We start from the raw sequence: 26,313 nt of genomic DNA on the forward strand, positions 1-26,313 counted from the left end.
GGGCGATGATCGATCTGCACCTGATCGGCATTGGTACCGGCAATCCCGATCACCTGACGATGGCGGCGATCCGGGCCATGAACGGGGCCGACCTGATCCTGCTCCCGCGCAAGGGCGGGGAGGGGGATGGCAGAAGCGATCTTGTCGATCTGCGCCGCGTCCTTTGCGGCGCCGTGTTGACCCGGCCGGTGCGTGTGGTGGAGTTCGATCTTCCCGCTCGCGCCGCCGAGGGGCCCTATATCGAGGCGGTGCGCGACTGGCATGCCGCCATCGCCGCGGCCTGGCGGGCCGAGATCGATGCCCATCTCCCGCGCGGGGGCAAGCTGGCGCTGCTCGTCTGGGGCGATCCCTCGCTCTATGACAGCACCTTGCGCATTGCCGCGCGATTGCAGCGCGAAGGACTTGATCTGCGGACCCATGTCGTCCCCGGGATCAGCAGCGTGCAACTGCTGACGGCGGCCCATGCGATCCCGCTGAACACGCTGGCCTCGTCGGTCACCATCACCACCGGGCGGCGGCTGCGTGAACGGGGCTGGCCGGAAGGCGCGGATACATTGGTGGTGATGCTTGACGGGGGCTGTGCGTTCGAGACGCTGCCGCCGGAAGGTATCGAGATCTGGTGGGGGGCTTTCTTGGGCTTGCCGCAGGAAGCGCTCGTCAGCGGGGCGCTGGCCGAGGCCGGGCCGCGCATAGCCCCGCTCAGGGCTATGCTGCGCGAGAAGCATGGCTGGATAATGGACATCTATCTGCTGCGACGGCCAGCGGGCTCGCGGTCTTGAGCAGCTGATCCGATTGCATCGGATCAACTGCTCTAAAATTCTGGCTTTGAAAAATGGCTGACAGGATGGGGTCGCCCATCCCGCCAGCCAGTCCAGGGTAAACCCGTGAAACGGGTCGCCCTTCGGGTCGCCTCGTAAAATCGTCGCACCTGGCGCAAAGCGCGGATCGCGCTGCAGCCTCTGGAAACAGGGACTGCTGCATGGCTGAAGGGAGTACCATCCGGGAAATTCCCGGAGACGTTATCGCGGCAGGGGAGGCGTTCCCTCACCGCGACTGAGTGCGATGAGCTGGGCCAGCCCGTTGGTCTGCGTCTTGGCCACGATCGCGGCGCGGTGGTCCTCCACGGTGCGCGCCGAGATCGCCAGGCGGTCGGCGATTTCCTTGTTGCTGTGTCCGCGCACCAGCAGGTCGAAAACCTCCCGTTCGCGCCGGGTGAACAGGGACGTCAGGGTCAGGATCCGCCGTTCGCGTTCCGACCAGTTCAGCCCTTCGGAGACGGCGCTGACAAGGCGGTCGGTGTCGATCGGTTTCTCCAGATAGTCGAGCCCGCCATGGCGGCGCACGGCATCGACGGCGTGGGTGGTGGTCGGCCAGGCGGTCATGAACACCAGAGCGAGCGCCGGGACGCGGCTGCGCAGGCTTTCCGCGAAAGCGAAGCCGTCGGTGGTGCCGAGCTGGATGTCGCTGACGAGGCAGCCGAATACCTGTCCGTCCAGTGCCGTGGACACGGTTGCGGTGTCGAAGAACGCCTGCGCCGCGAAGCCGTGCCGGGTCAGCAGCCGGGCAATGGTGCAGGCGAGGTCTTCATCATCGTCCAGCACGGCGACCATGGCGGGCGGGGGCGCCGTGTGAGGGGATTGCATCGTCATGTCGGGGTTCCGGAACGCGGCGTGTAGAGTGGCAGCGAAACCACCATGTGCACGAAGCCCGGCTCGTCGTCGCGGACCAGCATGCCGCCGTGGGCCTCGATGATGGTGCGGGCGATGATGACGCCTATGCCCATCCCGGCCCCTGAGGCCGAGGGCGGAACGGGGCGGGCCGAAACGGCGTTGGTGATCCGGATGACGGCATCGTCGCCCCGCATCTGCGTGCTCATCCGCAGGGTGCGGTCCGCAGCGGCGGTGATGGCATTGCGCAGCAGGTTGACGATCGCCTGCGAGAGCTCGATCTCCTGGGCATGGACGGTGAGGTCGGGCGGAACCGGTGCCAGCACGAGCTGGCATTCCGCGCTGCGCAGTTCCGGCGCGACCATCTGCACGGATGATTGCAGCAGCATGCACAGCGGCAGGGGAGACGGCTCGTCCACGGAGCGGCCGCCGAACCGTCGCAGCCGCCGGACCAGTTCGGAAAGGGCATGGGCCTTGCGGTCGACCAGTGCTGCGCTTTGCGCGATGTCGGCATCGAGGTCGGCCGTGCGGCTCCTGAGATGGCCTGCCTCGATCGCCAATGTGGAGAGCGGTTGGCTGATCTCGTGGATCACCGCCACCGACATTGCCCGCAACGTCTTCAGCCGCTCCGCCTGGAACAGCAGGCGGTTGCGCCGGGCGAGCATGTCCTCGGCAATCTTCTGGGTGTCGGCGTAACAGCCCGACAGCCAGGTGACGATGGCGACGGCGGCGAGGCTGAGGTGCAGGTTCAGCCGCTCTCCATCGCCGAGCGGCCCGGCGGAATAGGGGAGGAACAGGGCAATGACGGCCAGGATCGTGAACCAGGCGGCGGTGCGGCCGTGGCGCAGGCCGATCCAGGCGCCTGCCAGGAGCAGCGGTGTCGGTTGCGCGCCGAGACCGGCGCGCCATAGCGCGACGGTCAGCCACATGGAGGCGCCGAGGATGACGGCGCCGGGCACGAGCAGGCGCCAGCCGGGCATGGCAAGGGCGCGGCGTTCGGTCGAGCGATAGAAGCGTGCGAGCGACAGTAACGGCGGTGCCAGCACCATGATGCCGAGCAGGTCGCCGAGGGCAAGGCCGGTCAGCGACACCACCAGCTGCACCCTGATTGTCGATGGTCCTGCCGTGGCAGGCAGTGCCAGTTCCAGCGGTACGAATAGCAGCGCATTGAGGGCTGGGGCCAGCAGCGCGGCGATACCCAGGCGCATGGGAGCAGCGGTAACCGGTTCGCCGCCGCCTTCGGCTCGGTGGCCCGACAGGCGGCCGGCCATGGAGCGGGCAATCGCGATCGCGGCAGCGTAGGCAAGGGCCGGGCGCATGATGTTGATGCTGTCGTGAATGACGCCGGAGCCGGTGAGCGGCAGCACCCCGCTCATCGCATCGACACAGAGTTCCGTGGCCATCAACCAAGGGGTGATCGCCAGGCCTCGCCGCCAGAGTGCCGCAAAACGCAGCCCGGCGGCGGGATACCATAGCGAAAAGAATCCGCCTCCGCCCCATGGGTGGGCAGCCCAATGCAATGCGGCGAAGGCCAGCCCGTAAAGGGCCAGCAGCAGAAGATCCGAGGCGTACTTGCGGACAAGATCCGCCGTCAGGTCTGCCGCGCCGGTCTGTGCGTCGCCTGCCTTCGCGGAAATCGTCTTGGTCCAGTCCATCACGGCACGTGCTTTGGCCGGTTTGCCGGAAGCGGGAAACCCGGAATATTCACGGGGCCCCGCTTCCGGCAAGCCGGGCTCGCGCAACGTGCTATGCGATCATGGCATTGGCACGGTAGCGGAAGTCGCGCAGGCGCACTTCACCCTTTCCGGCGGCATAGATGCCCAGGCGCAGGCTGAGGAACCCGCCGAAGGTGTTGTGGTGCATTCCCGAGACTTCCATGCGCGTATCGTGGCGCTGCCAGCTGCGGCCCTCGTCATGCGAGAAGTGCCAGGTCACGACATTTTCCCGGTTGGTGAGGCGCAGGCGCAAGGTACGGGCGGAATGGGGGATCCCGGCCCACGGCAACTCCTGCGAGTATTCGAAGAGCTTGAGCGTCCTGGCCGTGAAGCCCAGCCCGACAAAGGCCTTGTGGTTGTAGAACAGCAGCAGGCCCGCCTCGGCATCCTCGCTCAGCAGGTCGAGCGTGATCTCGGCCTGGTAACTGCGATCCCCGGCGATGCAGGTGAGCGGCGGGGAATCCGCAGGGGAAGTGCCGCTCGCGGCGAGCACCAGGCCGCCGGGCCGGTATGCCGAGCGCTTGGCATCGCCGTCCGGCGCGAAAAAGGTCCACTGCAGGCCCATGCGATCCGCGGAGAAGTCGTCGGACAGAGCCGGAAGCGATGGACCCGGCTTGCCGCCAGCCGGTTTGGCAAGCGGCTGCGAGAGGTCGCCGCCGCGTGCCCTGAACCAGCCGTCCCCGGTCCACTCGATCGGTTCCAGCAATGTCTGGCGGCCAAGCGTGCGCAGGCCGTTCTCGTAGCCGTGGTAGACCATCCACCAATCGCCCGCCGGTCCTTCGACCAGCGTGGCATGCCCGCGGGACCACCAGGGCTCCGCCGTGCCTTGCGTGCGAACGATGGGATTGTGCGGGCAATGCTCCCATGGCCCATGGACGGAGCGGGAGCGGGCGGTGATGACCATGTGCCCGGTGACCGGACCGGCAGTGCCGCCGATGGCGGTGACAAGGTAGAACCAGTCGCCGCGGCGCAGCAGCTTGGGTCCTTCCGGCGCGAAGTTCTCGACGATCCAGTCGTCGGGATAGCGCCAGGGATCGTAGGCCTTTTCCAGCGGACCATCGGTGGCAAGGCCGTCATCGGTCAGCCGGACCTTGCGGATGCCGTTGGTGAAGAGATAGCGCCGCCCATCCTCGCCCACGACATGGCCCGGATCGATGCAGCCGGGAATGTCGAGGTCGACCGGATCGCTCCAGGGGCCGCGGATGTCATCTGCCCAGATCACGTAGATCGACCAGGGTTTGCCATCGGGGGCGGCCGGGAGATAGATGAAGTAGCGGTCCTTGTGCTTCACGAGATCGACAGCCCAGACGCTGCCGAGATTGTGCGTGAGGGCCGGGCCGATCGGCGACCAGTTCACCAGATCGCGCGATTGCCAGATCACCAGCCCGGGGTAGTAGTCAAAGGAGGAGAACGTCATGTAGTAGACGTCGCCGTCCTTCAGGATCGACGGGTCGGGATGATCGCCGGACAGGATCGGGTTGCGATACGTGCCGTTGCCGAGATCGGCCTTGCGCTGGCCTTCGGGGCCTGTTCCCCAGGTCGGCGCGCGGCCAGGCGCGCGTGCCGCCGCCTCGCTCGCGAGTGCAGGGGCCAGAGCGGCCAGAGCGGGGGGAACGGCGGCGGGCAGGGCCGCGCCGGCAAGCGCGCCCTTGAACATGGTGCGGCGGGTCAGGCTCATGGTATTTCCCTGGTCGGTCACGAGGCGAATTTCAGCGTTACGAGCACGACGTCGTTGGTCTGCATCGGCAGTTCGACCAAGGCGGTGCCGTCCCGGCCGACGGAGATGGTCTTGCCGGTTTCCGTCGTGTCGGCGGTTTCCTGACGCAGGCGATCGAGCTGTGCGGCATCGACGGATTCCGGCATGCCCATGTCGATATAGAGCGAGAGCGGATCGTTGTGCCGATAACCGGTGCGGTGCGTCTCGAGCCGGTAGCGGCCCGGCGCGAGGTGCTCGAAGCGGATCGTTACCGGATCGCTCGTCCGCGATGGCTGGAGGCGGGTATAGAACGGCTTGTTGCTCAGGGTCTGCTCGGGCTGGTGCCAATCCCAGACCACCGCGCTGACGGCCTTGCCCTCGCGCGAGGCGAACGTGAATTCGTCCGCCACCGGGATGGCCCGGCCGCGCAAGGCATGGAGGTACTTGTAGGCGAACCATGCCGGCTTGCGGATGCCCTCGCGGTTCATCAGACCGAACCCGCCGTGGAAGGGCGTGGGCGGCGGACCGGGCTCCTCGAACAGGTCGGTGTAGGTCCAGTAGCTCATGCCCTGCACCATGCCGGCGGTCTTTTTGAGTTTGGTGAGGATGTAGGGCGCACTGACATAGCTGTCGTGCACGAAGTCGCGGGGGGTGTAGCTGGTGCTCCACTCGGTGAAATAGAGCGGGATGCCGGGATAGGCGGAAGCCTCGATCTGCTCGCGCACGCGCCGCACATCGCCGATGATCGCGTCGGGCGAGGAGGAGAGCTTGGTGTCCTGCTTGCCCTGTTCGTCGAGGAAGCCGCCCTCGACGCCGTAGGTATGGGTCGCCACGAAGTCGACCGGCAACTTGTGCTCGGCCGCAAAGGCGAGGAATTCGGGTACCCAGGCCGCCCCGGCGGTTGCCGGGCCGCCGACACGCAGGCGCGGGTCGATGGCCTTGATGGTCCTTGCCGTATCGGCGTAGAGGTCAAGATAGGCGCGCTGGTCGGCGCCTTCCCAGAACCCGTCGAGATTGGGTTCGTTCCACAGTTCGAAGTACCAGCTGCGCACTTCCTCGGCACCGTAGCGCGCGCGCAGATGGGTGACAAAGGCATGGATCAGCTTGCGCCACTCTGCCGGATCGGGGTGCGAGGTATTGCCCTTCCAGTAGAACAGTTGCTGGTCCGAAGTGCGGATCGCGGCCGGGCTCCAGCCCAGCTCCACGAAAGGTCGGATCTTTCTGGCGAGCAGCGCGTCATACAGCGCGTCGATGCCGCTCCAGTCGTAGACGATCTGCCCGTTTTCCTTGCGGACGGTACCCAGCACATCATGGAAGATGTCGTGGAAACGGATGTAGCGGAAGCCGAGTTCGTCGGAGGCGACCTGCAATTGCGCCTGGCTGTCGGCGCGCCTCAGAGTGCCGGGGTAATCCGATCCGACCGAAAGATCGTAGAACCGATCGACCGGCGCACCGCCGCGGGCGGCGTCGATGCGGACTACACGCTCGGCCGAACTGGCGGCGCCAGCCGGTCCGGCACAGAGCATCGTGACCGGCGCGATGATGGAAAGGGCCAGAGTTTTCATCCATCTCCCTCAAGCAGATCCGAGCTGCTGTTTTGCGGAATGTTAGCGCAATCATTATCGATTGCAAGGTGTCGCGTCGGCGGCGTTTCGGCTTGATGGACCCGGTTGCTAGGACGGCGGCAAAAAGCCTGTTCCTGTCCTGCGAGGCTACGCGCGGATCCCGGCAAAGGCCTGGATCGTTGATCCCGATTGCGGTGCGAGCATCTGGCGAGTGAGTTCGCGATTGCCGGGCAGGTTCGTTACGGCATATTCGCTCTGACGCCGCACTTGCTCGAAGGCTTCGCGGGCTTCGGGCCTCAGGCGCATGATTCCGGCCTTTGCCGACAGATCGGTCTTCCAGCCCATCCCGTAGAGGATGCATTGCCAACTGGTGGCGGGGAAGATGTCGACGTTGGGGTTGAAGTCTTTCTCGTTCGGCGGCCGGTGACGCCATCGGTCGAGCAGTTCGTTCAGGCTGTCCGGAATCGTTTCAGCCCGCACGTTATCGCGCCAGAAATCGGTGTCCCGGCGCTGTGTCAGGCTGTAGTGAAGCTTGAGGAAATCACGGGCGCGTTCGTACCGTTCGAGCATGACCCTATTGAACTGGCGCGCCGAAGTCTCGTAGTCGCCTGCCCAGGGGAACAGGTTGGCAATCGCACCTGCAGCGATTTCCGCAAAGACGATGCCCGTTGCCTCCAGAGGTTCGAAAAACCCGCTGGAAAGTCCGACCGCGACGCAGTTCTTGTACCAGTTGACTTCGCGATATCCGGCATTGAACTGCAGGCGCCGCGTTGAGGCGGTTTCGCCGTGCGTGCCAAGATAGCTGCGCAGGGTTCGTTCCGCCGTTTCCGGATCGCAATGGGCAGAGGAGAAGACATAGCCAGTGCCTCGCCGGGTCTGGAGGCCGATGTCCCAGATCCAGCCGGCATCACGGGCTGTGGAAAGAGTGCAGGACTGGATCGGGGTGGTCGGCGTGTCGTAAGGCACCTGCGCGGCAATCGCGCTGTCGCAGAACAGCACGTCGGTGCAGCTTTTCCACTTCTGCCCCAATGCCTTGCCGATCAGTTCGGCTCGGAAACCGGAGCAATCGATAAAGAGGTCGGCTTCCAGCACCCCGTGCGCTTGAGTGCGCACACCCGCGATGGCGCCGTCCTCGGTGCAGAGCACTTCCTGCACGGTATCGGCAATGTGCAGAACACCGTTGGCGATGCCCTGGTCACGAAGCAGCAACGCCAGCGCCCCGGCATCGAAATGGAACGCGTAGTTAAGTACCCCGGCATATTCGGGATGATTGGCCAACTTGGGCGCACGCAGTGCGTCGACCGCGCGTTTCTGAGGTGTGCTGGCCTCATCCCAGGGCATGTCGCCGGCTTCGCCCAACAGCCAGTAGGGCAGGTATTCCGGCCCTCCCTTGCGATCGTCCGCTTCCTGGAAGCCGTGAAGATAATTGTCGGCTCCGCCATGACCGGCGGGGTGCAGCCAGTCGACGAACTTCACGCCTTGCTTGAAGGTCGCTTCGCAGCGGCGAAGCAGGTCCTTTTCACGGACGCCGATACGCTCCAGCGTGCGGCGAATGGTAGGGAACGTGCCTTCGCCTACTCCGATGATCCCGATGTCGGGGGATTCGACGAGCGTGATGGCGATCCCGCCGGGCAGATCGGCCCCCAGCATCTTGGCGAGATAACCGGCCGTAAGCCAGCCGGCCGTACCGCCGCCTACCACGAGAATCCGCTTCACCTTGGCATCCATGAAACCACACGCTCCCCGATGTGGATCGGGCGGACCGTTTGGCCCGCCCGATGTTTCTTTTATCAGAACGTGACGTTGATGCCCATTCGGTAGCGACGGTCGCTCTGGAACCAGCTGCGTCCGTAAAGTTCGCCGCCGGGGTACCCGCCCATCACGGTCTTCTGCGTGGCGTTCAGGATGTTCTGGGCCTGAAGCTGGAAGTTGAAATGGTCGTTCACGCGGAAGGTGATGCCGGCATCCAGGGTGCCGTAGCTGGCGCCATAGACCGGCAGGTTGGTTGCAACGCTGGTGGTAGCACCCGAAGCGTCAGTATAGACGTAGCTGTTGTTCGTGCCGCTTGCCGTGGTCGACTGCAGATAGCGCGAGCGCCAGCTGTAGGCGATGCGCAGCGAGAACGGGTCCTTTTCGTAAAGGAGCGCGGCGTTCACGTTGTGCTTCGACAGGCCCTTCAAGGGCACGTCGTTGCGCTTCACGCCGTCGATGTCGAAGTAGAGGTCGCCGGGGTTCTTGCTGTCGATGAAGGTGTAGTTCGCTTCAACGCCGAAGCCTGCGAGCCAGCCGGGAAGCTGGTCGAAGAACGTGCGGCCGCCGAGTTCGATGCCCTTGACCGTTGCGGTTTCATCCGAGGTGTGGGCATCGTTGGTCGTGGCGAGCGCCTGTTCCGATGTGCCGTCGGCGAACTGAACCGTGATGGCGCGCTGGGCGGCGCCAAAGACGACGAGGTCCTTGATGCTCTTGTAGAAGCCGGCGATGTGCAGCGTCGTCCCGGGCTTGGGATACCATTCGAGCGACAGGTCGAAGTTGTTCGACATCGTCGGTTTCAGCGTCGGATCGCCGCTGGTGGTGGTGTAGTTGGCGAAGGTATTGGGAGCGCCATTACCACCCGAACCGGCGATCGTGTTGACCCCCAGGGTTCCCGATGCGCGCAGGTCGTAGAACGAGGCGTTGTCCATCGTGATGTTGTATGCGGCGCGAACCTTGACCGATTCCACGGGGGCATACGTCACGTTCACGGCGGGCAGGACACGGGTGTATTCTGCACCGGCACTGCGGATTTCCGCAGTATTGGCCACCGTATAGATCACACCGTCGCGTTCGAACTGCGTCGAGGTCTGCTGGAAGTAACCCGTGCTCTGGTTCTTCACGTTCACCACGCGCACGCCGAGGTTACCGGTCAGTTCGGATTCACCCCAGTTGGTGCCGAAGTTGACCATGGCGTAACCGGCCAGTGTCTTGGTCGAGTAGTTGGTCTGGTCGCCCGGCAGGATGAACCCGGGCGTACGACCCGGCGAACCGCCGTACAGGTCGAAGAAGCCCTGTACGCTGGTGTTGCGGATGAAGTCGATGGCAGGGAAGTACTGCGTTCCGGGCAGTTGGATATCGCCGCGGAAGAAGTCCTTGAACACGTGCGATTCATAGTCGCCCGAACGCCCGTCGGCAAACGACACCACCGGCGAGCCGTTCCAGCCCTGGCCCAGGGCCGACCACGCGTAGCCGTTATCGAGGTCACGCTCGGTCCGCTTCGCCCAGCGTCCGCCGACCTTGACGGCCTTGAAGAAGCCTTCACCGACGTCATAGGTGAGGTCCGCCTGTGCGGAGTCCATCTTGCCTGCGTTGTCGTTGTTGTGGGGCATCACCGCCTGCCATGCGTAATTGGCAGGGTCGAGCAGCGCGGCTTGGGTGCTGTCGGGTACCGAGATCTGCGGCAGGCTGCCGCTCAGGTCGAGCCCGTAGCTGGTCGGGAAGTTGACGGTACGGAACACCGAGATACGGTCAACCGATGCGGTGGACTTGGTGTGCTGGTACGAGGCCTGGACGGTGATCGGCAGGTTTGCCGGCTTCCAGTTCAACGAGCCCGAAATGTCTTCGGTCTTGTTCTTGCCCTTCCAGAACGCGGAAGTGCCGCCGCTCGAAATCGGTGCGCCAGTCGGCAGGCCGGTCGCCGGGTCACGCTGGAATACCGCCGGCGAGGAAATCAGGCCGCCATTCTCGTTGAACTGGCTTTGCGACGGATCGACTGCGAGGCTCTGCGAGGTGACGAACGAGCCGTATTCGAAGTCGGTGTTGCTGTACTTCGACTGGAAGTAGATGCCGGTCAGCGTCAGGTCCTGGGTCGGCGACCACTGCACGGCACCGTAGATACCGTCGCGCTTGCGCTGGTAGTTTTCCTCGCCGTAGGTGTAGCCGCCCGGAATGAAGTAGTCGTTGCCCTGGATATTGGTCCGGTAGAACTCTTCCATGCGCACGAACTGCGACTTCGTCGACAGCTGGCTGTGCGCGTAGTCGAAGACGAAGCCGAGATCGCCGATGCCGGTGTTGAACTTGCCGGCGACCAGGCCCGAGGCGGAATAGTCCGACTTCTGGGACAGATCGCCCATGCTGAGGTCCGCGCTGCCAGCGAAGTGCAGGCCGTAGCCATAGTCGAACGGCAGCTTGGTGCGCAGGTCGACCGCGCCGCCGGTACCGCCTTCGATCTGGTCGGCGGTCGACGACTTGTAGACGTCCACGGCCTGCATCAGTTCGGGGGTGACGTCGCTGAATTGAAGCGAGCGACCGCCATTGGCGCTGAAGATGTCGCGGCCATTGAGGCGCGAGGCGACGCCGGACATGCCACGAACCTGAATGCCGGAGCCTTCGGCCGAATAGTGGTCGGGGTCGTTCAGCGACTGGAAGCGGACGATCGTAACGCCGGGGACGCGTTGCAGGACTTCGGTGATCGAGTTGTCCGGCAACTTGCCGGCATCGTCGGCAACGACCGAGTCGACGATGGAGATCGCGTTCTTCTTGCGATCATCGGCGGACTGAAGCGCGGCGCGGCGACCGGTGACGACGATGGCGTCGGCCTCGGCAGTGGTCGGCGCCTGCGCGGCATCGTCTTGCGCAAAGGCCGCAGTCGGTGCTGCACATGCGAACAGCGCTGTGGCGGAAACGCTCAAACCCAGCGCGCTGCGACGATCAAGAGTCGCGATTCCGCGACGAATCTGTGTGAAAAACGCCATAACTGTGTCCCCTCCGGTCCCATGTGATATTGCGCTGCAACATTGTGATAGCGCTATCACTTCGTATTACATCTAGCTTTGCGGCGATTCTTTGACAGATTTGCCGTCGCTATGAGGATTGCCACTACCATCGGCGTAATAATGGCGCAACATGCGATTTGTTGACCGCTAACATCTTGCGGCAAACTGTGTCGATTTTGCTTCACTGTGTCGGTTGAACGCCCGCCAGCCGTGGCGGGCGTTGCCGTTATTTGCGACCCAGTGTCCGTTCGATCGCGGCTTTTGCGATGGGTGCCATCCGGGCGTAACCCTCGGCCAAGGGGTGGACGCCGTCCTTGGTGAAGCGCTGATCCATCAGGCCCTGCGTGTCCGCCAGCGCCGAATAGTAGTCGGCAAAGGCGTAGCCGCGCGCCTTTGCCAGCGCCTGAAGCCGCGTGTTGATGCGGCGCAGTTCATCCGGTTTGCGCTCGCGGATGACGTAGTCCGCCGTGGGCGTGTTGGTGACCGGCAGGATCGAGCAGAGCACCACGCGGATGCCATGGCGATCGGCGATGTCGGCCATGGCTTCGATATTGGCGACGATGCCGTCTTCGCTCTCCATCTGGAGGAAGCCCGAAACGTCGTTGACGCCGCCCAGGATCACCACTGCGCGGGGCTGCAGGGCCACGACGTCCTGCTGGAAGCGCACCAGCATTTGTGCGGTGACCTGGGCGCCGATGCCGCGGTTCACGTAAGCCTTGCCGGGAAAGTACCGGCCGAGGTCCCACATGTCGGTGATCGAATCGCCCAGGAAAACGACACGGTCGTCCCCCTTGGTCGCGGGCTTCAATGCCGCATTGGCGGGTGCGTAGAGATAGCGCTCGCCGAAGTCCTGCATCATCGAGGGTACCAGCTTTTCGCGGAACGGACCCGCCCATGGCCCCCAGTCGCGCGTGTCGGTAACGGTGCGGCGCTCGGGGCTGGACTGGTAATGTTGCGGTTCGCCAGCGCCGATCAGCAGCACGGCCGCGGGCAGCAACAGGGCAAGGGGTGCCTTCGGGGCCTTCATGCGGTGAAGACCCCGTGGCGCTTGCCGTAGGCGTGGAACAGGTCCGGCCAGGCGTGGGCGGGGGTATCGTTGCCGAGCCGGGCGCCAAAGCCATGCCCGCCCTTGTCGAAGCCGTGGAACTCGACCGGGCGCTGCTTGGCAAGCATGGCCGTGTACATGGCCATGCTGTTGCCGATGGGGACGAGGCCGTCGTCGCTCGAGGCGGTGAGGAAGACCGGCGGGGTCTCCGCGGTCACCCGGTTTTCGACCGAACCGGCCTGGCGCAGGGCCTCGCTTGCGTTCTGGCCGAGCAGATTGTCGCGTGAGCCGCCGTGGGTGAAGGGCTGCGAAAGGCTGACCACCGGATAGATCAGGCCGGCAAGGTCAGGGCGGGCCGAAAGCGTGTCGGCCTTGTCGACAGGCGCGTAGACCTGCTCGTCGAACCGGGTGGCGATCGACCCGGCAAGGTGGCCGCCGGCGGAAAAACCGAGCACGGCCACGCGCTTGGGGTCAATGCCGAATTCGGCGGCACGCGACCGCACCAATCGCACCGCGCGCTGGGCGTCCTGCAGCGGCACGGTTTCGCGGTTCGCCCAGCCCTCGCCGGGGAGGCGGTAGGAGAGGATGAAGCAGGTGACGCCGCGCGCGGTGAGCCAGCGGGCCTGTTCCTCCCCCTCGTTGTCCCAGGCGAGGAAGCCGTATCCGCCGCCCGGCAAGAGGATCACCGCTGAGCCGTCACGATAGGCGGGCTGGCGCACTTCGAGGCTGGGGGCGGCGATGCCGGTGACCCAGCGGTCGTCCCAGGCCGCGTCCTTGCTCTGCTGCTGAACCTTGCGGACGGGCAGCTTGGCCGGTGCGCCGGGGGCCTTGCCGGGCCAGAGCGGAAGCGAGGGGCCGGAATAGTCGATGGCGGTCGGCCCGGCCATGGCCTTGCCGGAGGTCATCGCCGCCGCCATGCCGGCAGCGGCTATTCCGCCCAGAAGGGCGCGGCGCGAAGTCGAGGGTTTGTTGTTCACGACGAGGCTTCCTTGATTACTGGGGGCAGACGGCACCGGCCGGATCGGTGGCGATGCGCAAGTCGGAAATCGTGATGGTGAACGGCGTGCTTGCGCTCAGGGTGAAGGGCTGGCTGATGCCGCCCAGATAAGTGCCGTGATTGCCGAAGCACTTCAAGGGAATGCGCAGCGAGGCCCACTTGCCCGGCTGTGCCAGCGCGGTGTCGATCCGGACCGGGCCGGAGCCCAGCGCCAGCGTGACCGGCCCCGTTGCTGCCTTGTCGACGCGGTAGACCACCTCGACGTTCATGTCGGCGTTGGCCTCGCGCTCCAGCGTGAGGTTGGGGCCGAGCACCGAGGCCTTCCCGGTGGGCGCAAAGGCCAGCTGGATCGCGCCTTCCTGCCGGTTGGCACTGTCGACCAGCTTCTGGGTGACGCCGGCGCCGGTCTCGAGGCGGAACGGCTTGGCAACGATGCCGTCAACCACGAACAGGCTGGAATTGGAGGCCGAAGCGTCGATGCCTGGCTCCTCTCCAAGGACGCCGACATGACCGCCCTTGGCATAGGTCAGGCCATAGCCCAGCGCGAACAGCGGATCGTAACCCGCCTGACCCTTGTTGAGATTGAACTGGGCCGCCGTCTTGGGCCAGGAGAAAGACAGGGTGCCGCGGAAGTCGGTCTTGCCGCCGACCAGCACGTCGGCCACGCCGTTGCCTTCTGAGCCCGGGAACCAGGCGGCCACGAAGGCGTCGGAGGCATTGAGTTCCGGATTGACCCAGAGCGGGCGGCCGGAGAGGAACACCGCCACCGTCGGGATGCCGGCGGCCTTCAGCTTCTTCAGCAGCGCCAGCGACTTCTTGTTGCCGGGCTGGAATTCCAGCGAGCGGATATCGCCCCGCAGTTCGGCATAAGGTTCCTCGCCGAAGACGACCACGGCGACGTCGGGTTTTGTTGTAAAGCTGCCGTCGGGCGAAAGCACGGCCTTGCCGCCGCCGGCCTTCAGGGCATCGGCGATGCCGGTGTAGATCGAGGTGGCGCCGGGGAAATCGGCATTGGTGTTGCCGTCACCCTGCCATGAGAGCGTCCAGCCGCCGGACTGGCGGCCGATGTCGTCCGCGGCGTCGCCGGCGACAAGCACGGTGGCGCTGCTCTTGATCGGCAGTACACCCTCGTTCTTGAGCAGGACAAGGCTCTCGCGCACGGCCTGGCGGGCAACGGCGCGGTGGGCGGCGGAGCCCATTTCTTCGGGCTTGCCCTCGAACGGACGCGCGGCATCGAACAGGCCGAGCTTCATCTTCACGCGCAGGATGCGGCGCACGGCATCGTCGATGCGGCTCATCGGGATCGTTCCCGCCTTGGCCGCGGCGAGGGTCGAATCGAACAGGCCCTTCCAGCTGTCCGGCGCCATGGCCATGTCGAGCCCCGCGTTGAAGGTCGCCGGGCAATCGGTGTTGGTGCAGCCGGGGATCTGGCCGTGGCCGTTCCAGTCGCCCACCACAAAGCCATCGAAGCCCATGCGGCCCTTCAGGACATCGGTGAGCAGCGCCTTGTTGCCGTGCATCTTGGTGCCGTTCCAGCTGGAGAAGGAGGCCATGACGGTCATGGTGCCGGCGTTGACGGCGGCGGGATAACCGGCGTCGTGGATGCGGATCAGCGTCGCCTCGTCGACGCGGGTGTCGCCCTGGTCGATGCCGTCGTGGGTGCCGCCGTCACCGAGGAAATGCTTGACGCTGGCGGCCACGCGGCCTGCCTGGATGGTGGTCCGGGTGCCGGGCGCGCCCTGGAGGCCCTCGACCATGGGCCCTGCATAGGCGGCGACAAGGGTGGGGTCTTCCGAGTAGCCTTCGTAGGCGCGGCCCCACCGGTCGTCCTGCGGGACGGCAAGGGTCGGCCCGAAAGCCCAGTCGATGCCGGAGGCGGCGGTTTCGGCGGCAGTGGCCTTGCCGATCTCGCGCATCAGCGCGGGGTCATGCATGGCGCCCAGCGCGCTGTTGTGCGGGAACAGCGTGGCGCCCACGACATTGCTGTTGCCGTGCACGGCATCGATGCCGAACATGATCGGGATCGGCTCGTGCCCGGCGCGCTTCTCCAGCGCAACGGCATTGAAGGCGCGCGACGTGGCAACCCAGGCCGAGGCAGGCGAGCGATCCGGCGCGCCGATCGGCGGCGAATTGCCGCCCGCAAGGATCGAGCCGAGAGGGTATTGCTTGAGATCTTCCGGCTTGATCGAGGCGGTGTCGGCCTGGATCATCTGGCCGATCTTCTCGCGCAGGCTCATGCGCGCGATGATCGCGGTGATGCGGGCTTCGGTCCTGGCATCGACGAGTCCGGGGCTCTTTGCCGCAGGCCACAGCTCGGGATGGACCGGGGTCGGGGTGGGCGCCTTGGGCGTTTCAGCCTGGGCCAGCGCCATGGAGGCGCACGAAGCCAGGACAACAGTCTGCAACACGCGGTGAATACGCTTCATGACATCCTCGATATTTCCCAATGGGCCCTGTCTAGGCGATCCATGATGATTGCGCTACCATAAACCGTTCCCGCGGTTTTTCCGGTTTGCGTCACGCAGGCGCTTTGCAGGATTGAAAGTCGTGCTACAGGACGGTCATGTCCGACAGTGAGCGCAAACGCCGCAGCTCGAAATCCCGCCAAACCGGGGCCCCGACGATTGCCGACGTGGCCGCGCTTGCGGGCGTGTCGATGATGACGGTTTCGCGCGTCATCAATTCCGAGCCCAAAGTGCGCCAGGCCACCCGCGATGCCGTCAACGCGGCGATCGCGCAGCTCAACTACGCTCCGAATCGCGCGGCGCGCAGTCTTGCCGGGGCCTCGCAACTGCGGCTCGGGCTGCTCTATTCGAACCCGTCCGAGGCGTTCCTCAGCGCCTTTATCGTCGGCAGCCTCGAGGAAGCCGGACGGTCCGATGTTCAGATCATCGTGCAGAAGGTCGAGGACGGGGAGGATCTGGCGCAAGTGGCCGAGCGCATGGTCGCGGGCGGCATCCACGGCGTGATCCTGCCGCCGCCGCTCAACGAGGCGATGGAAGTGCTCTCGGTGCTGCGCAAGGCCAACATGCCGACCGTGGCGGTGACCACCGCCGAGCCGCACGAGGGCATCGCCACGATCATGATCGATGACCGCAGCGCCGCGCGGGAGATGACCGGGCATCTGATCGACCTCGGTCATCGCCGGATCGGCTTCATTCTCGGCCACCCGGATCTTTCCGCGAGCGGCGCGCGTCTCGAAGGTTACCGCGAGGCTCTGGCAGAAGCGGGCATCGCCTTTGATCCGGCGCTCGTTGCCCAGGGCTATTTCACCTATCGTTCGGGGCTGGATGCGGCCGAGGAACTGCTGTCGCTCGAGGACCAGCCTTCGGCCATCTTTGCCAGCAACGACGACATGGCCGCCGCCACCGTGGCGATCGCCCATCGCCGCGGGCTGGACGTGCCGGGCGACCTGACCGTCTGCGGTTTCGACGACGTGGCGCTGGCAACCACGATCTGGCCCGAACTCACCACGATCCAGCAGCCCATCGTCGAGATGAGCCGCCGCGCGGTGGAACTTCTGGTCACGATGCTGCGCAACAAGCGCAAGGCCGAGATCGGCGACCAGCGGATCGAGATCGAGTACAAGCTGGTGCGCCGTCAGTCCGACGCCGCCCCGCGCCGCCGCCCCGTCCTGCGCCCGTCCCTGGGCAACTGATCCGCCCCCTCGCGCGAGGGGGCAGAGCGGCGGCCTCAGGCGCTGCGGATTCGCATCGTGACGGTACGGGTCTCGCCGGGGAGCAGCGGTGCCGGGGCCTCGCGGTTGACGGCGTCGGGCATCGTGCTCTGCGGTTCGGCGCAGAAAAAGTCCTGCCCCGGCGGCACGTAGAGGTGCAAGTACGGGGTGTCCTCGCCCTCGAGCACGATGTCGCCGTCGCCGCGCTCGATGCGCAGCTGCCCCGCCCAACCGGCATAGCAGTGATCGACAAGGTCGGGACGCTCAAGGGCGGCGCCCTGTTTCCAGTCGCCCAGCGTATCCGCCGTGGCCCGCACGGTGGGCAGCATCTCGGCATCGGCCAGCCAGACGGCCTTGGCGGTAAAGGCGATCGCGCTCACGCCCCGGCGGGTGAACCAGGGGTGGAAGCCGAGGCCTGCAGGCATCGCATTGTCATCGGTATTGGTCAGTTCCAGGCGCGCTTCGAGGCCCTCGGCGGTAAGCCGGAAATGCTGGCGCAGGGTGAAGGCCCAGTTCCAGTCAGGCCCGGCGGCATGGTGGTGGAGCAGGGTGGCGCGGTCTGCTGCTCCGGTTTCCACCGACCAGGTGCCAAGCCATGCGGTGCCGTGCAGCGGATGCTTCTGCCCCGGCGCGTTGGGCGCCAGCGCATGGGACTGGCCTCGCCAGGTGAAGCGTCCGCCCGCGATACGGTTGGCGTAAGGGGCGAGCGGGAAGCAGGCGCTGTCGAAAGGCGCCTCGGCGCCTTCGGGCATCGGCCGCAGGATGTCCTGTCCGCGCCGGGTGAGGGCGCGGACCATGCCGCCATGATGGGGATCGAGGACGAGGCGCCAGTCGCCTGCGCTCAGGACCACCCCGGTGCTGTTCATCCTTCCATGTCCTCAAGCTCGCGCCCGCGCGTTTCGGTGACGGTGGCCCGCACAAAGAAGAACGAGACGGCGGCGGCCAGGGCGTAGAACACGTAAGTCACCGCCAGGCCCGGGCGTTCTGCGAGCGAGGGGAAGCTCACCGAGATCGCGGCGTTGGCAATCCACTGCGCAAAACCGGCAACGGCAAGCGCAGAGCCGCGGATCTGGTTGGGGAACATCTCACCCAGCATGACCCACATGACCGGGCCCCAGCTCATGTTGAAGAACACGACATAGGCATTGGCCGAAATCAGCGCGATCAGGCCCGAATGGCCGGGCAGGGCAAGCGCGCCGTCGGCGCCGGGAACGGCGGTGGAGAAAGCCCAGGCAACAAGGCCGAGCGTCACCGCCATGCCCGCCGAACCGATCAGCAGCAGCGGCTTGCGGCCGATCCTGTCGATCAGCGCGATCGCGGCAAGGCAGGCGCCGATCGATAGCGCACCGGACAGGATGTTGATCTGCAGCGCATTGTCTTCGGTAAAGCCGACTGCCTGCCACAGCGTCGCGCCGTAGTAGAACACCACGTTGATGCCGACCAGCTGCTGGAACACGGCAATGCCGATGCCCACCCACAGGATCGGGCGGATCTTGCCGGTGGTCTTGTCGACGAGGTCGGACAGGCGCGGGCGGTGATGGTCGGCGGCGAGCGAGGCGTTGATCTCGGCCACCTTGCGGGTGGCCTGCGCCTCGCCGAACAGGCGCGTCAGCACCGCGTGCGCCTCATCCTTGCGGCCGCGCGCGACGAGGTAGCGGGGGCTTTCCGGGATCGAGAGCAGGGCCACGAGATAGATCGCGGCGGGAATGGCCTGGAGCCAGAACATCCAGCGCCAGGCGGGGAAGTCCAGCCAGAGGCTCGCGGTCGACCCGCCGGCCCAGCGCGCCAGCACGAAGTTGGCGACAAAGGCACCGGTGAGGCCGGAGATGATCATCACCTGCTGCACGCTCGAAAGACGTCCGCGCAAGTTCGCCGGGGTCATTTCCGAGATGTAGACCGGTGAGGTGACGCTGGCAGCGCCAACGCCAAGACCGCCGATGATCCGTGCGATGATGAAGATCGCCGAAGAGCCGGCAGCGCCTGCCAGCAGCGCGGAAACCAGGAACAGCACGGCGGCCAGCATCATCGTGCCGCGGCGGCCGATGAGGTCGGACAGGCGTCCGGCGATGAAGGCGCCGATGGAGGAGCCGACAAGAATCGCGCCGACGTTGACGCCGATGCCCAGGCGGCCCAGCGCAAAGGCGGCTTCGAGGCCGTTCTGGGTGCCGTTGATGACGCCGGAATCGTAGCCGAACATGAAGCCGCCGATCGTCGCGACCGCGACGACGAGCGCGACCAGGCGCTTGTTGATATCGATCCTGTCCATCAGGATGTCCTTTCCCGGGGGCCCGCCTGCTGTTGTCTATGGCTGGGCCCGGTTGAATTCAGGTGTTCGCCTTGCGAGGCGGCGCGGCCGGGACGGCCGTACGGAAAGTGAAAAGATCGCCTGCAAGTGGCTGGCTGGCAAGCTGTTCTTCCGAAAGGCCCTGCCGCGCGCTGGTGGCGAAAGCGGTGCGCCCGTCGTCGCCGCCAAGCGCGATCTTGGTGACGTTGGAGACCGGGAAGCGCACTTCGTCGGTCAGGGTGCCGTCCGGGGCGAACCGCCGCGCGGTGCTGCCGGCATAGAAACCCAGCCAGACGCCGCCTTCGGCATCGCAGATCGCGCCGTCGGGATAGCCCCAGTCGGCACGGTCTTCGCGGTTGAAGTCGAGGAACAGCGTGCCCGCATCGGCCATGCCGTCTTCCGTGATCGCGTGACGGATGACCTTCCGGGCCAGCGTGTCGACATGGTAGACATGCGATCCGCACGGCGAGATCGCCGGGCCATTGGTGATCGTGACCGCAGCGAGCCCGGCCTCGTGCACGGCGCCGTTGTCGAGCACGAAGACCTTGCCGGTCTCGCTTTCCTCAAGGTTGTCCATCGTGCCGAACCAGATGCGGCCCCCGGCATCGATGGCGGCGTCGTTCAGGCGGTTGTCGGGCAAGTCGGCCTGGATGTGGGCGATCCGCTCGAACGTGCCGGATTCTGGCAGGAAGCGGTGCGGGCCGCTCCGGAGACCTGCGATCAGGCCGCCTTTCGCAGAGGGAAGCACCCAGCCGACATGCTCGGGAGCGGGCCAGCTTGCCAGATCGCGCGTCGCGGGATCGAAGCGGAACACGGTGTTGCGCTTGATGTCGACGAACCACAGGGCGCCGTCGATCCACACCGGGCCTTCGCCCAGTTCGGCGCCGACCGAAAGGAGATGTTCAGCCTGCATGGCGATCAGCGCCAGCCGGCGTCGACGAAGTAGTCGTGGCCGGTGCACATGCGCGCGCCGTCGGAGCTCAGGAACAGCACCAGCGCGGCCACGTCCTGCGGCACGATGCGTCCGGGCAGGCACTGCGCGGCCATGATTTCGGCCTCGCCTTCGGGGGTGTACCATTTTTCCTGACGCGGGGTCTTCACGTTGCCGGGAACGATGGTGTTGACGCGGATGTTGTCGCCGCCGAGATCGCGGGCCAGGCTGCGGGTCAGGCCGGAAATCGCCGCCTTGGTGGTCTGGTAGAGCACCAGGTCGGGCAGGGCGAGATGCCAGGAGATCGAGCCGAAGTTGACGATCACGCCGCCGCCGGCCTCGCGCATCGCCGGTGCCACGGCCTGGGCGGCAAAGAACAGGTGGCGCAGGTTCACGTTCATGCGCTCTTCCCAGAACGCGGGCGTGACGTCGGCGATCTGGTGGCGGTCGTCGTTGGCGGCGTTGTTGACCAGCACGTCGATGCCGCCGAATTCCGCGACGATTGCGGCGATCGTTTCGCGCACGCTGTCGATGTCGACAAGATCGAGATGGCGGTAGACCGGCGCGTGGCGTGCACCTTGCGCCAGGCGTGCGGCCAGTGCCTCGCCTTCGGCATCCTGGATGTCGACAAAGACCACTTGCGCGCCCTGCGCGACGAAGCCTTCGACAAGGCCCGCGCCGATGCCGGTGGCGCCGCCGGTGATGATGACGCGGCGGTCCTGGAGTTCGGGGTAGATGGCGGTGAGGCCGCCCGAGGAAGTCTGAGTGAGCATGGTTCTGTTATGGTCCGTCATGCCGCCAGCAGGCCGCGGCGCGCCAGATTGGAAAAGAGTTCGCCGATCCCGAAGGTCCACGGTGCGGCCTCGGCCGAAGTGGTGACCGGGTTCACCAGCGTGCCGAGACGCGCGCTGGTGATGGTGACGGTATCGCCCACCTTGTGGGTGAAGCCGCGGCCCGGTTCGTCGCGGTCCTGGGTGGGGGCGAACAGCGTGCCGCAGAACAGCGCGAAACCGTCCGGATACTGGTGCTCGCTCATCGACTGGCGGAGCAGGTCCTCGGGATCGCGGCTGATTTCGCGCATGGTGCTGTGGCCTTCGAGGACATAGCCGTCCGCGCCCTCGATGGTCATGGCGACGTCCGCCGTGCGCACGTCTTCCATGGTGAAGCCATCGTCGAACAGGCGGATGAACGGGCCGAGCGAGCAGGACGCGTTGTTGTCCTTGGCCTTGCCCAGCAGCAGCGCCGAGCGGCCCTCGAAATCGCGCAAGTTGACGTCGTTGCCAAGCGTCGCGCCCGCTGCCTTGCCGTCGGGGCCGGCGATCAGCACGACTTCCGGCTCAGGGTTGTTCCAGCCCGAATCCGAACGCACGCCGACCGGCGCATCGTGGCCGACCGAGGCCAGCACGGGGCACTTGGTGAAGACTTCGGCGTCGGGGCCGATGGCCACTTCGAGGTACTGCGACCACATGCCTTCGTCGATCAGGGTCTGCTTGAGGGCGTCGGCTTCGGCCGAGCCGGGCACGGTGGAGCGGACCGAACCGCCCAGCACCGCTTCGATCTTGCTGCGGATCTCGGCAGCCACGGTATGATCGCCGCGCGCACGTTCCTCGATCACGCGCTCCAGCGCGGAGACGGCAAAGGTCACGCCGCAGGCCTTGACGCACTGGAGATCGACCGGGCTCAGCAGATGTGCGGTTTCCAGCACTTCGATGCCGCCCATGAGTTGGCCGCCGCTGCGGGCATCGAGGGCGATCAGGGCGGAGGTGGTGGGGGCGACGCGGGCCATGTCGAAAACCTGGCCGCCGCGAATCAGGATCGGGGTCGGACCTTCGGCGGTCTCGATGCGTCCCAGGAAGATTCCGTCACGCCAGTCTTCGGGCAGGCCGCGATTTGCAACCGAACCATTATTTTTTGTCACCGCTATTCCTCTCCACGTGTGTTAGCGTTATCTACGACGAGCAGCGCAACGTCAAGACGGGTCAAGGAAGCCGTCGCCCGCTGGTTTGGAAGCGAGAGGAAGAAGGGGAGGCCGTGAGCATCAGCGGGGCAAGGGGCGCGTCATTTGTGGCGCTCACAATGGCGATTGCGGCAGGGCTTGCTGCAGGCGCCGTGCCTGTGTCTGCAGACTCCAGTCCGACTTCCGGAATCGTGTCTTCGCCAGGCGCCGCGGTGGCCTACGACTGGCGTAGTGTGCGCGTGGGCGGCGGCGGGTTCACGCCCGGCATCGTTTTCAGCCCGGTCGAGCGCGGTCTGGCCTGGCTGCGCAGCGACATGGGCGGGGCCTATCGCTGGGATGCGGCCGCAAGGCAGTGGGTGCCGCTGCAGGATCGCGTGTCCGAAAGCAGCTTCATGGGGATCGAGAGCATTGCCGCCGATCCCGTCGATGCCGGGACGGTCTACCTTGCCGCCGGCATGAACTGGTCGGCGCCTGCCGCGATCTTCCGTTCCACCGACTATGGCAAGACCTGGCGGGAAACGCGGGTGCCCTTTGCGATGGGCGGCAACGAGAACGGACGCGGGCTGGGCGAGCGGCTTGCCATCGATCCCTTCGCACATGGCCGCCTGCTGTTCGGATCGCGCCATCAGGGCCTTTGGGCCAGCGACGATGCCGGGGCGAACTGGCGCAAGGTGGATGGCTTCCCGCTTGCCGGGCTGGGTCTGCCGACCAATCGGCGCGAGACGCATGGCGGGCTGTCATTCGTGGTTTTCGACGCCAAACTGCGCGGCCGCGTCTTCGTGGGCAGTGCCGATCCGGGCGAGCGCCACCTGCTGCGCTCCGACGATGGCGGCAAGACATGGAGCGCGGTTGCCGGCGGCCCGGCGGCCGACATGCTGCCGGTCAAGGCCGTGATCGGCAGCGACGGCCTGCTGACGATCACCTATTGCGACGGCATCGGCCCCAACGGCATCACGCGCGGCGCGGTCTGGCGGTTTGACCCGGCACGCGGGACATGGCTTGATGTCACGCCAATCAAGGGCCCGCAGGCTCCCGTCGGCGGCTACATGGGCGTGGCGGTAGCCGCGAGCGATCCGCAGACCATCGCGGTCAGCACCGTGGACCGGGGCAATCCGGTCGACACCGTCTGGCTTAGCCATGACGGCGGGGCGCATTGGGACGAACTCTGGAAGCGTTCGGTGCGCGACGTTTCGGCGACGCCCTTCCTCGATTTCGGCGGCAAGGCGAACTTCGGGCACTGGATCGCGGGTCTGGCCATCGATCCCTTCGATGCGAACCACGCGGCTTATGTCACCGGCGCGACGGTCTATGCCACGGGCGAACTGCAGAAGAGCGGCACCATGCAATGGGCGCCGTGGACGGGCGGGATCGAGCAGACCGCGATCATCACGCTGGTCAGCCCCACCGGCGGCGCGCATCTGGTTTCGGGTTTCGGCGACATCGGCGGCTTCCGCCATGACGACTTCACCGTCTCGCCCGCGCATCAGCATATCAACCCGTTCCTGTCGAACACCAACACGCTCGATTACGGCGGCCGCGCGCCGCTGGTGATGGTGCGCAGCGGCAATACCCATGCACGGGTGGTGCCCGATACCTCGCTGGCATGGTCGGCCGATGGCGGCGCGACGTGGAGCCCGCTGCACGTGCCCAAGGGCGCGCCGCACGGCGATGGCACGCCGCTGCCGGAGGAGACCGGTAATGCGGCGATCACCGTCTCGGCCGATGGCACGGCCTTCCTTGTCGAGACCGACCAGCCCCGCCTGACCCGGAATCGCGGCGCGACATGGCAGGTGGTGGGCGGATTGCCCAGCCGCACCCGCGTCACGTCTGACAAGCAGGACGCCAAGCGCTTTTACGCCATCGACTTCGCAAGCAACCGCGTGGTGCGCAGCGACGATGGCGGTGCCCGGTTCCACGCGCTCGCAGGCAAGGGCCTGCCCGCAGACCTTTCCGCGGCCCACAGCGCCAATCGCGAAGCGCCCGCGCCGATCCTCGCCGATCCGAACCGCGCCGGGGCCTTGTGGCTCAATCTGGGCGGCGCGCTCTATCGTTCGGCCGACTTCGGGCACAGCTGGCAGCGCACCGGGCAGGCCATCACCATCGAACGCTACGGGCTTGGCAAGGCTGCGCCGGGGCGCAAGGATGCCGCGCTCTTTGCGCTGGGCACGCTGGGCGGGCTGCGCGCGGTCTGGCGCTCCATCGACGGCGGCACGACATGGCAGCGGATCAATGACGAGGCCCACCAATGGGGCCTGCGCATCCGCGTGATTTCAGGCGACCCGCGGCAGTTCGGGCGCATCTACATAGGAACCGATGGCCGGGGGATCGTCTATGGCGATCCCAAGACAGGGCCTGCGGAGGGGACGGAATGAAAAGCAAGGATTTCATCGCATCGCTCATGCTCGCGGCTGCCATCGGCGTGGCCGCGCCGGTTCAGGCGCAGGATGCCGCCACGCAAGTGCCGCGCCTTGAAAGCAAGAACGGCCGCCACGCGCTGATCGTCGACGGCAAGCCGTTCCTGATGCTGGGTGCGCAGGCGAACAATTCCAGCAACTATCCCGCGATGCTCGATGCGGTCTGGCCGGTGCTCGATGCGATGCACGCCAATACGCTGGAAATCCCGGTGGCCTGGGAGCAGGTGGAGCCGGTCGAGGGCAAGTTCGATTTCACTTACCTGCAGAACCTGCTCGACGCCGCCCGCGCCCATGACAAGCGGGTGGTGCTGCTGTGGTTCGGCACCTGGAAGAACACCAGCCCGAGCTATACGCCGTCGTGGGTGAAGCTGGACAACAAGCGCTTTCCCCGGATGAAGGCGCCGGACGGTTCGGACCACTATGTGCTGACGCCGCTGTCGCAAAGCACCATGGCGGCGGACCGCCGCGCCTTCGTGAAGGTGATGGAATACTTGCGCGATCATGACCGGCAGAACACCGTGATCATGGTCCAGCCCGAGAACGAGACCGGCTCCTACCGCGTGCCGCGCGACTTTTCGGCAGAGGCGAACGCGCTCTTCGCCAAGCCGATCCCGGCCGCGCTGGCGAAGAAGGTCGGCAGGTCCGGTTCGTGGGACGCCGCCTTCGGCAAGCAGGCCCCGCGCGCGTTCAACACCTGGTACGTCGCGCAGTTCGTCAATGCCCTGGCAGAGGCGGGCAAGGCGGTGAAGCCGCTGCCGATGTACGTCAACGCCTCGCTCGCCGGGCCGTCGAACGTGCCCGATCCCACCGGCGTCGCCAGCGGCGGCCCGCAGTGGGACGTGCTGGATATCTGGAAGGCGGGCGCTCCGGCGATCGACTTCGCCGCGCCCGACATCTACGATCGCAACAGCGCCAACGCCGTCCAGTACCTCGACAAGTATGCCCGCCCGGACAATGCGCTGATGGTGCCGGAAATCGGCAATGCGAAGGAATTCGCGCGCTTCTTCTGGCCCACCATCGGGCGCGGCGGCATCGGTTTTGCGCCTTTCGGCATGGATGACACCGGCTACTTCAACTACCCGCTCGGCGCGACCGCGCTGGACAAGGAGACCTTGGCCGCCTTCGCGCTGCCCTATGGCACCTTGGCGCCGATCGCCGGCGACTGGGCGAAGATCGCCTATGACCGTCCCACCTGGGGCGCCGCCAAGCCGGACGACGGCGCGGTGCGCGAAACGGTAATGGGCAAGTGGAAGATTTCGGCCGACTGGGGCCAGTGGCAGTTCGGCCAGAAGGACTGGACCTGGATCCCCACCAAGCCCGCGCCCTGGGCCGATCAGCCGGTCGGCGGCGTGGCCGTGGCCCAGCTTTCGGACACCGAATACCTCGTCATGGGCGATCACGTCCGCGTCAATTTCTCGCCCGCGAAGGGGGAGAGCAACGGCGTGATCGTCGCCGTGGAGGAAGGCACGTTCAAGGACGGCAAGTGGGTGACCACGCGGGTCTGGAACGGCGACCAGACCGACTACGGCATCAACCTGATCGACCGGCCGCAAGTGCTCAAGATCACCACCGGTTTCTATTCTTCCAAGTAATCGCCTGAACTGGCAGAGGATCTTAA

18 protein-coding genes are annotated in these 26,313 nt (G+C 66.0%); 4 read left to right on the forward strand and 14 right to left on the reverse strand.

Annotation, left to right across the window (positions count from 1 at the left end; all coding sequences use genetic code 11):
* Positions 1 to 5: 5 nt before the first annotated feature.
* Positions 6 to 779, forward strand: coding sequence for a precorrin-6A synthase (deacetylating) (gene cobF, locus CA833_RS22085; protein WP_207080184.1), 774 nt, complete (start codon positions 6 to 8; stop codon positions 777 to 779).
* Between the two features lie 240 nt (positions 780 to 1,019).
* Here cobF and CA833_RS22090 read toward each other — a convergent pair whose 3' ends face one another.
* The 9 genes from CA833_RS22090 to CA833_RS22130 form a co-directional block, all read right to left on the reverse strand.
* Entirely contained in the window at positions 1,020 to 1,643 is a 624-nt protein-coding gene (locus CA833_RS22090; RefSeq protein ID WP_142639482.1) for a response regulator transcription factor, read from the reverse strand.
* Between the two features lie 2 nt (positions 1,644 to 1,645).
* Positions 1,646 to 3,322, reverse strand: coding sequence for a sensor histidine kinase (locus tag CA833_RS22095; protein WP_207080185.1), 1,677 nt, complete (start codon positions 3,320 to 3,322; stop codon positions 1,646 to 1,648).
* A gap of 91 nt (positions 3,323 to 3,413) precedes the next feature.
* Entirely contained in the window at positions 3,414 to 5,060 is a 1,647-nt protein-coding gene (locus CA833_RS22100; protein WP_207080186.1) for a family 43 glycosylhydrolase, read from the reverse strand.
* Positions 5,061 to 5,077: 17 nt separating this feature from the next.
* A complete protein-coding gene (locus tag CA833_RS22105) occupies positions 5,078 to 6,643 on the reverse strand; it encodes a beta-xylosidase (RefSeq protein ID WP_207080187.1) in 1,566 nt (521 codons plus the stop codon).
* 147 nt (positions 6,644 to 6,790) lie between these two features.
* Positions 6,791 to 8,359, reverse strand: a complete 1,569-nt coding sequence (locus CA833_RS22110) for a tryptophan halogenase family protein (protein WP_242526408.1) — start codon at positions 8,357 to 8,359, stop codon at positions 6,791 to 6,793.
* 74 nt (positions 8,360 to 8,433) lie between these two features.
* Positions 8,434 to 11,307: a TonB-dependent receptor gene (locus CA833_RS22115; protein ID WP_207080189.1), complete on the reverse strand. Its 2,874-nt coding sequence runs from the start codon at positions 11,305 to 11,307 to the stop codon at positions 8,434 to 8,436.
* Between the two features lie 310 nt (positions 11,308 to 11,617).
* Positions 11,618 to 12,418 carry a GDSL-type esterase/lipase family protein gene (locus CA833_RS22120; protein WP_207080190.1) on the reverse strand — a complete coding sequence of 267 codons (801 nt, stop codon included), beginning with the start codon at positions 12,416 to 12,418 and terminating at the stop codon, positions 11,618 to 11,620.
* Entirely contained in the window at positions 12,415 to 13,341 is a 927-nt protein-coding gene (locus CA833_RS22125) for an alpha/beta hydrolase (RefSeq protein WP_242526616.1), read from the reverse strand. Before CA833_RS22125 ends, CA833_RS22120 begins: the two co-directional genes overlap by 4 nt.
* Before the next feature lie 88 nt (positions 13,342 to 13,429).
* A complete protein-coding gene (locus tag CA833_RS22130) occupies positions 13,430 to 15,859 on the reverse strand; it encodes a glycoside hydrolase family 3 protein (RefSeq protein WP_142638887.1) in 2,430 nt (809 codons plus the stop codon).
* A gap of 137 nt (positions 15,860 to 15,996) precedes the next feature.
* On the opposite strand from CA833_RS22130, the gene CA833_RS22135 reads away from it, so the two are divergent.
* Positions 15,997 to 17,091: a LacI family DNA-binding transcriptional regulator gene (locus CA833_RS22135; RefSeq protein ID WP_142638885.1), complete on the forward strand. Its 1,095-nt coding sequence runs from the start codon at positions 15,997 to 15,999 to the stop codon at positions 17,089 to 17,091.
* Between the two features lie 35 nt (positions 17,092 to 17,126).
* Here CA833_RS22135 and CA833_RS22140 read toward each other — a convergent pair whose 3' ends face one another.
* From CA833_RS22140 to CA833_RS22160, 5 genes are read right to left on the reverse strand one after another with little or no spacing between them, the layout of a single operon-like run.
* Complete coding sequence (locus CA833_RS22140) at positions 17,127 to 17,975, reverse strand: aldose 1-epimerase (RefSeq protein ID WP_207080191.1); 849 nt, start codon at positions 17,973 to 17,975, stop codon at positions 17,127 to 17,129.
* Entirely contained in the window at positions 17,972 to 19,375 is a 1,404-nt protein-coding gene (locus tag CA833_RS22145) for a sugar porter family MFS transporter (RefSeq protein ID WP_207080192.1), read from the reverse strand. The genes CA833_RS22140 and CA833_RS22145 overlap by 4 nt, the downstream gene beginning before the upstream one ends.
* A 58-nt stretch (positions 19,376 to 19,433) precedes the next feature.
* The gene (locus CA833_RS22150) at positions 19,434 to 20,306 is read right to left on the reverse strand and encodes an SMP-30/gluconolactonase/LRE family protein (protein WP_207080193.1); all 873 of its coding nucleotides are present in this window, start codon (positions 20,304 to 20,306) and stop codon (positions 19,434 to 19,436) included.
* A gap of 5 nt (positions 20,307 to 20,311) precedes the next feature.
* Positions 20,312 to 21,097: an SDR family NAD(P)-dependent oxidoreductase gene (locus tag CA833_RS22155; RefSeq protein ID WP_207080194.1), complete on the reverse strand. Its 786-nt coding sequence runs from the start codon at positions 21,095 to 21,097 to the stop codon at positions 20,312 to 20,314.
* Between the two features lie 17 nt (positions 21,098 to 21,114).
* Positions 21,115 to 22,242, reverse strand: coding sequence for a fumarylacetoacetate hydrolase family protein (locus CA833_RS22160; protein WP_242526409.1), 1,128 nt, complete (start codon positions 22,240 to 22,242; stop codon positions 21,115 to 21,117).
* Positions 22,243 to 22,472: 230 nt separating this feature from the next.
* Here CA833_RS22160 and CA833_RS22165 point away from each other — a divergent pair, with 230 nt between their 5' ends.
* Both CA833_RS22165 and CA833_RS22170 read left to right on the forward strand, forming a co-directional pair.
* Positions 22,473 to 24,653 carry a hypothetical protein gene (locus CA833_RS22165; RefSeq protein WP_242526410.1) on the forward strand — a complete coding sequence of 727 codons (2,181 nt, stop codon included), beginning with the start codon at positions 22,473 to 22,475 and terminating at the stop codon, positions 24,651 to 24,653.
* Complete coding sequence (locus tag CA833_RS22170) at positions 24,650 to 26,287, forward strand: DUF5597 domain-containing protein (protein WP_207080196.1); 1,638 nt, start codon at positions 24,650 to 24,652, stop codon at positions 26,285 to 26,287. The genes CA833_RS22165 and CA833_RS22170 overlap by 4 nt, the downstream gene beginning before the upstream one ends.
* The last annotated feature ends 26 nt before the right edge of the window (positions 26,288 to 26,313 follow it).

It is taken from the genome of Novosphingobium sp. KA1 (assembly GCF_017309955.1).
In the GTDB taxonomy this organism is placed as follows: domain Bacteria; phylum Pseudomonadota; class Alphaproteobacteria; order Sphingomonadales; family Sphingomonadaceae; genus Novosphingobium.

Bases quoted from the DNA above. Each gene is read 5' to 3' on its own strand.
- cobF (WP_207080184.1), top strand. From the start codon at position 6: ATGATCGATCTGCACCTGATCGGCATTGGTACCGGCAATCCCGATCAC.
- CA833_RS22090 (WP_142639482.1), bottom strand. From the start codon at position 1,643: ATGCAATCCCCTCACACGGCGCCCCCGCCCGCCATGGTCGCCGTGCTG.
- CA833_RS22095 (WP_207080185.1), bottom strand. From the start codon at position 3,322: ATGGACTGGACCAAGACGATTTCCGCGAAGGCAGGCGACGCACAGACC.
- CA833_RS22100 (WP_207080186.1), bottom strand. From the start codon at position 5,060: ATGAGCCTGACCCGCCGCACCATGTTCAAGGGCGCGCTTGCCGGCGCG.
- CA833_RS22105 (WP_207080187.1), bottom strand. From the start codon at position 6,643: ATGAAAACTCTGGCCCTTTCCATCATCGCGCCGGTCACGATGCTCTGT.
- CA833_RS22120 (WP_207080190.1), bottom strand. From the start codon at position 12,418: ATGAAGGCCCCGAAGGCACCCCTTGCCCTGTTGCTGCCCGCGGCCGTG.
- CA833_RS22125 (WP_242526616.1), bottom strand. From the start codon at position 13,341: ATGACCTCCGGCAAGGCCATGGCCGGGCCGACCGCCATCGACTATTCC.
- CA833_RS22130 (WP_142638887.1), bottom strand. From the start codon at position 15,859: ATGAAGCGTATTCACCGCGTGTTGCAGACTGTTGTCCTGGCTTCGTGC.
- CA833_RS22135 (WP_142638885.1), top strand. From the start codon at position 15,997: ATGTCCGACAGTGAGCGCAAACGCCGCAGCTCGAAATCCCGCCAAACC.
- CA833_RS22140 (WP_207080191.1), bottom strand. From the start codon at position 17,975: ATGAACAGCACCGGGGTGGTCCTGAGCGCAGGCGACTGGCGCCTCGTC.
- CA833_RS22145 (WP_207080192.1), bottom strand. From the start codon at position 19,375: ATGGACAGGATCGATATCAACAAGCGCCTGGTCGCGCTCGTCGTCGCG.
- CA833_RS22150 (WP_207080193.1), bottom strand. From the start codon at position 20,306: ATGCAGGCTGAACATCTCCTTTCGGTCGGCGCCGAACTGGGCGAAGGC.
- CA833_RS22155 (WP_207080194.1), bottom strand. From the start codon at position 21,097: ATGCTCACTCAGACTTCCTCGGGCGGCCTCACCGCCATCTACCCCGAA.
- CA833_RS22170 (WP_207080196.1), top strand. From the start codon at position 24,650: ATGAAAAGCAAGGATTTCATCGCATCGCTCATGCTCGCGGCTGCCATC.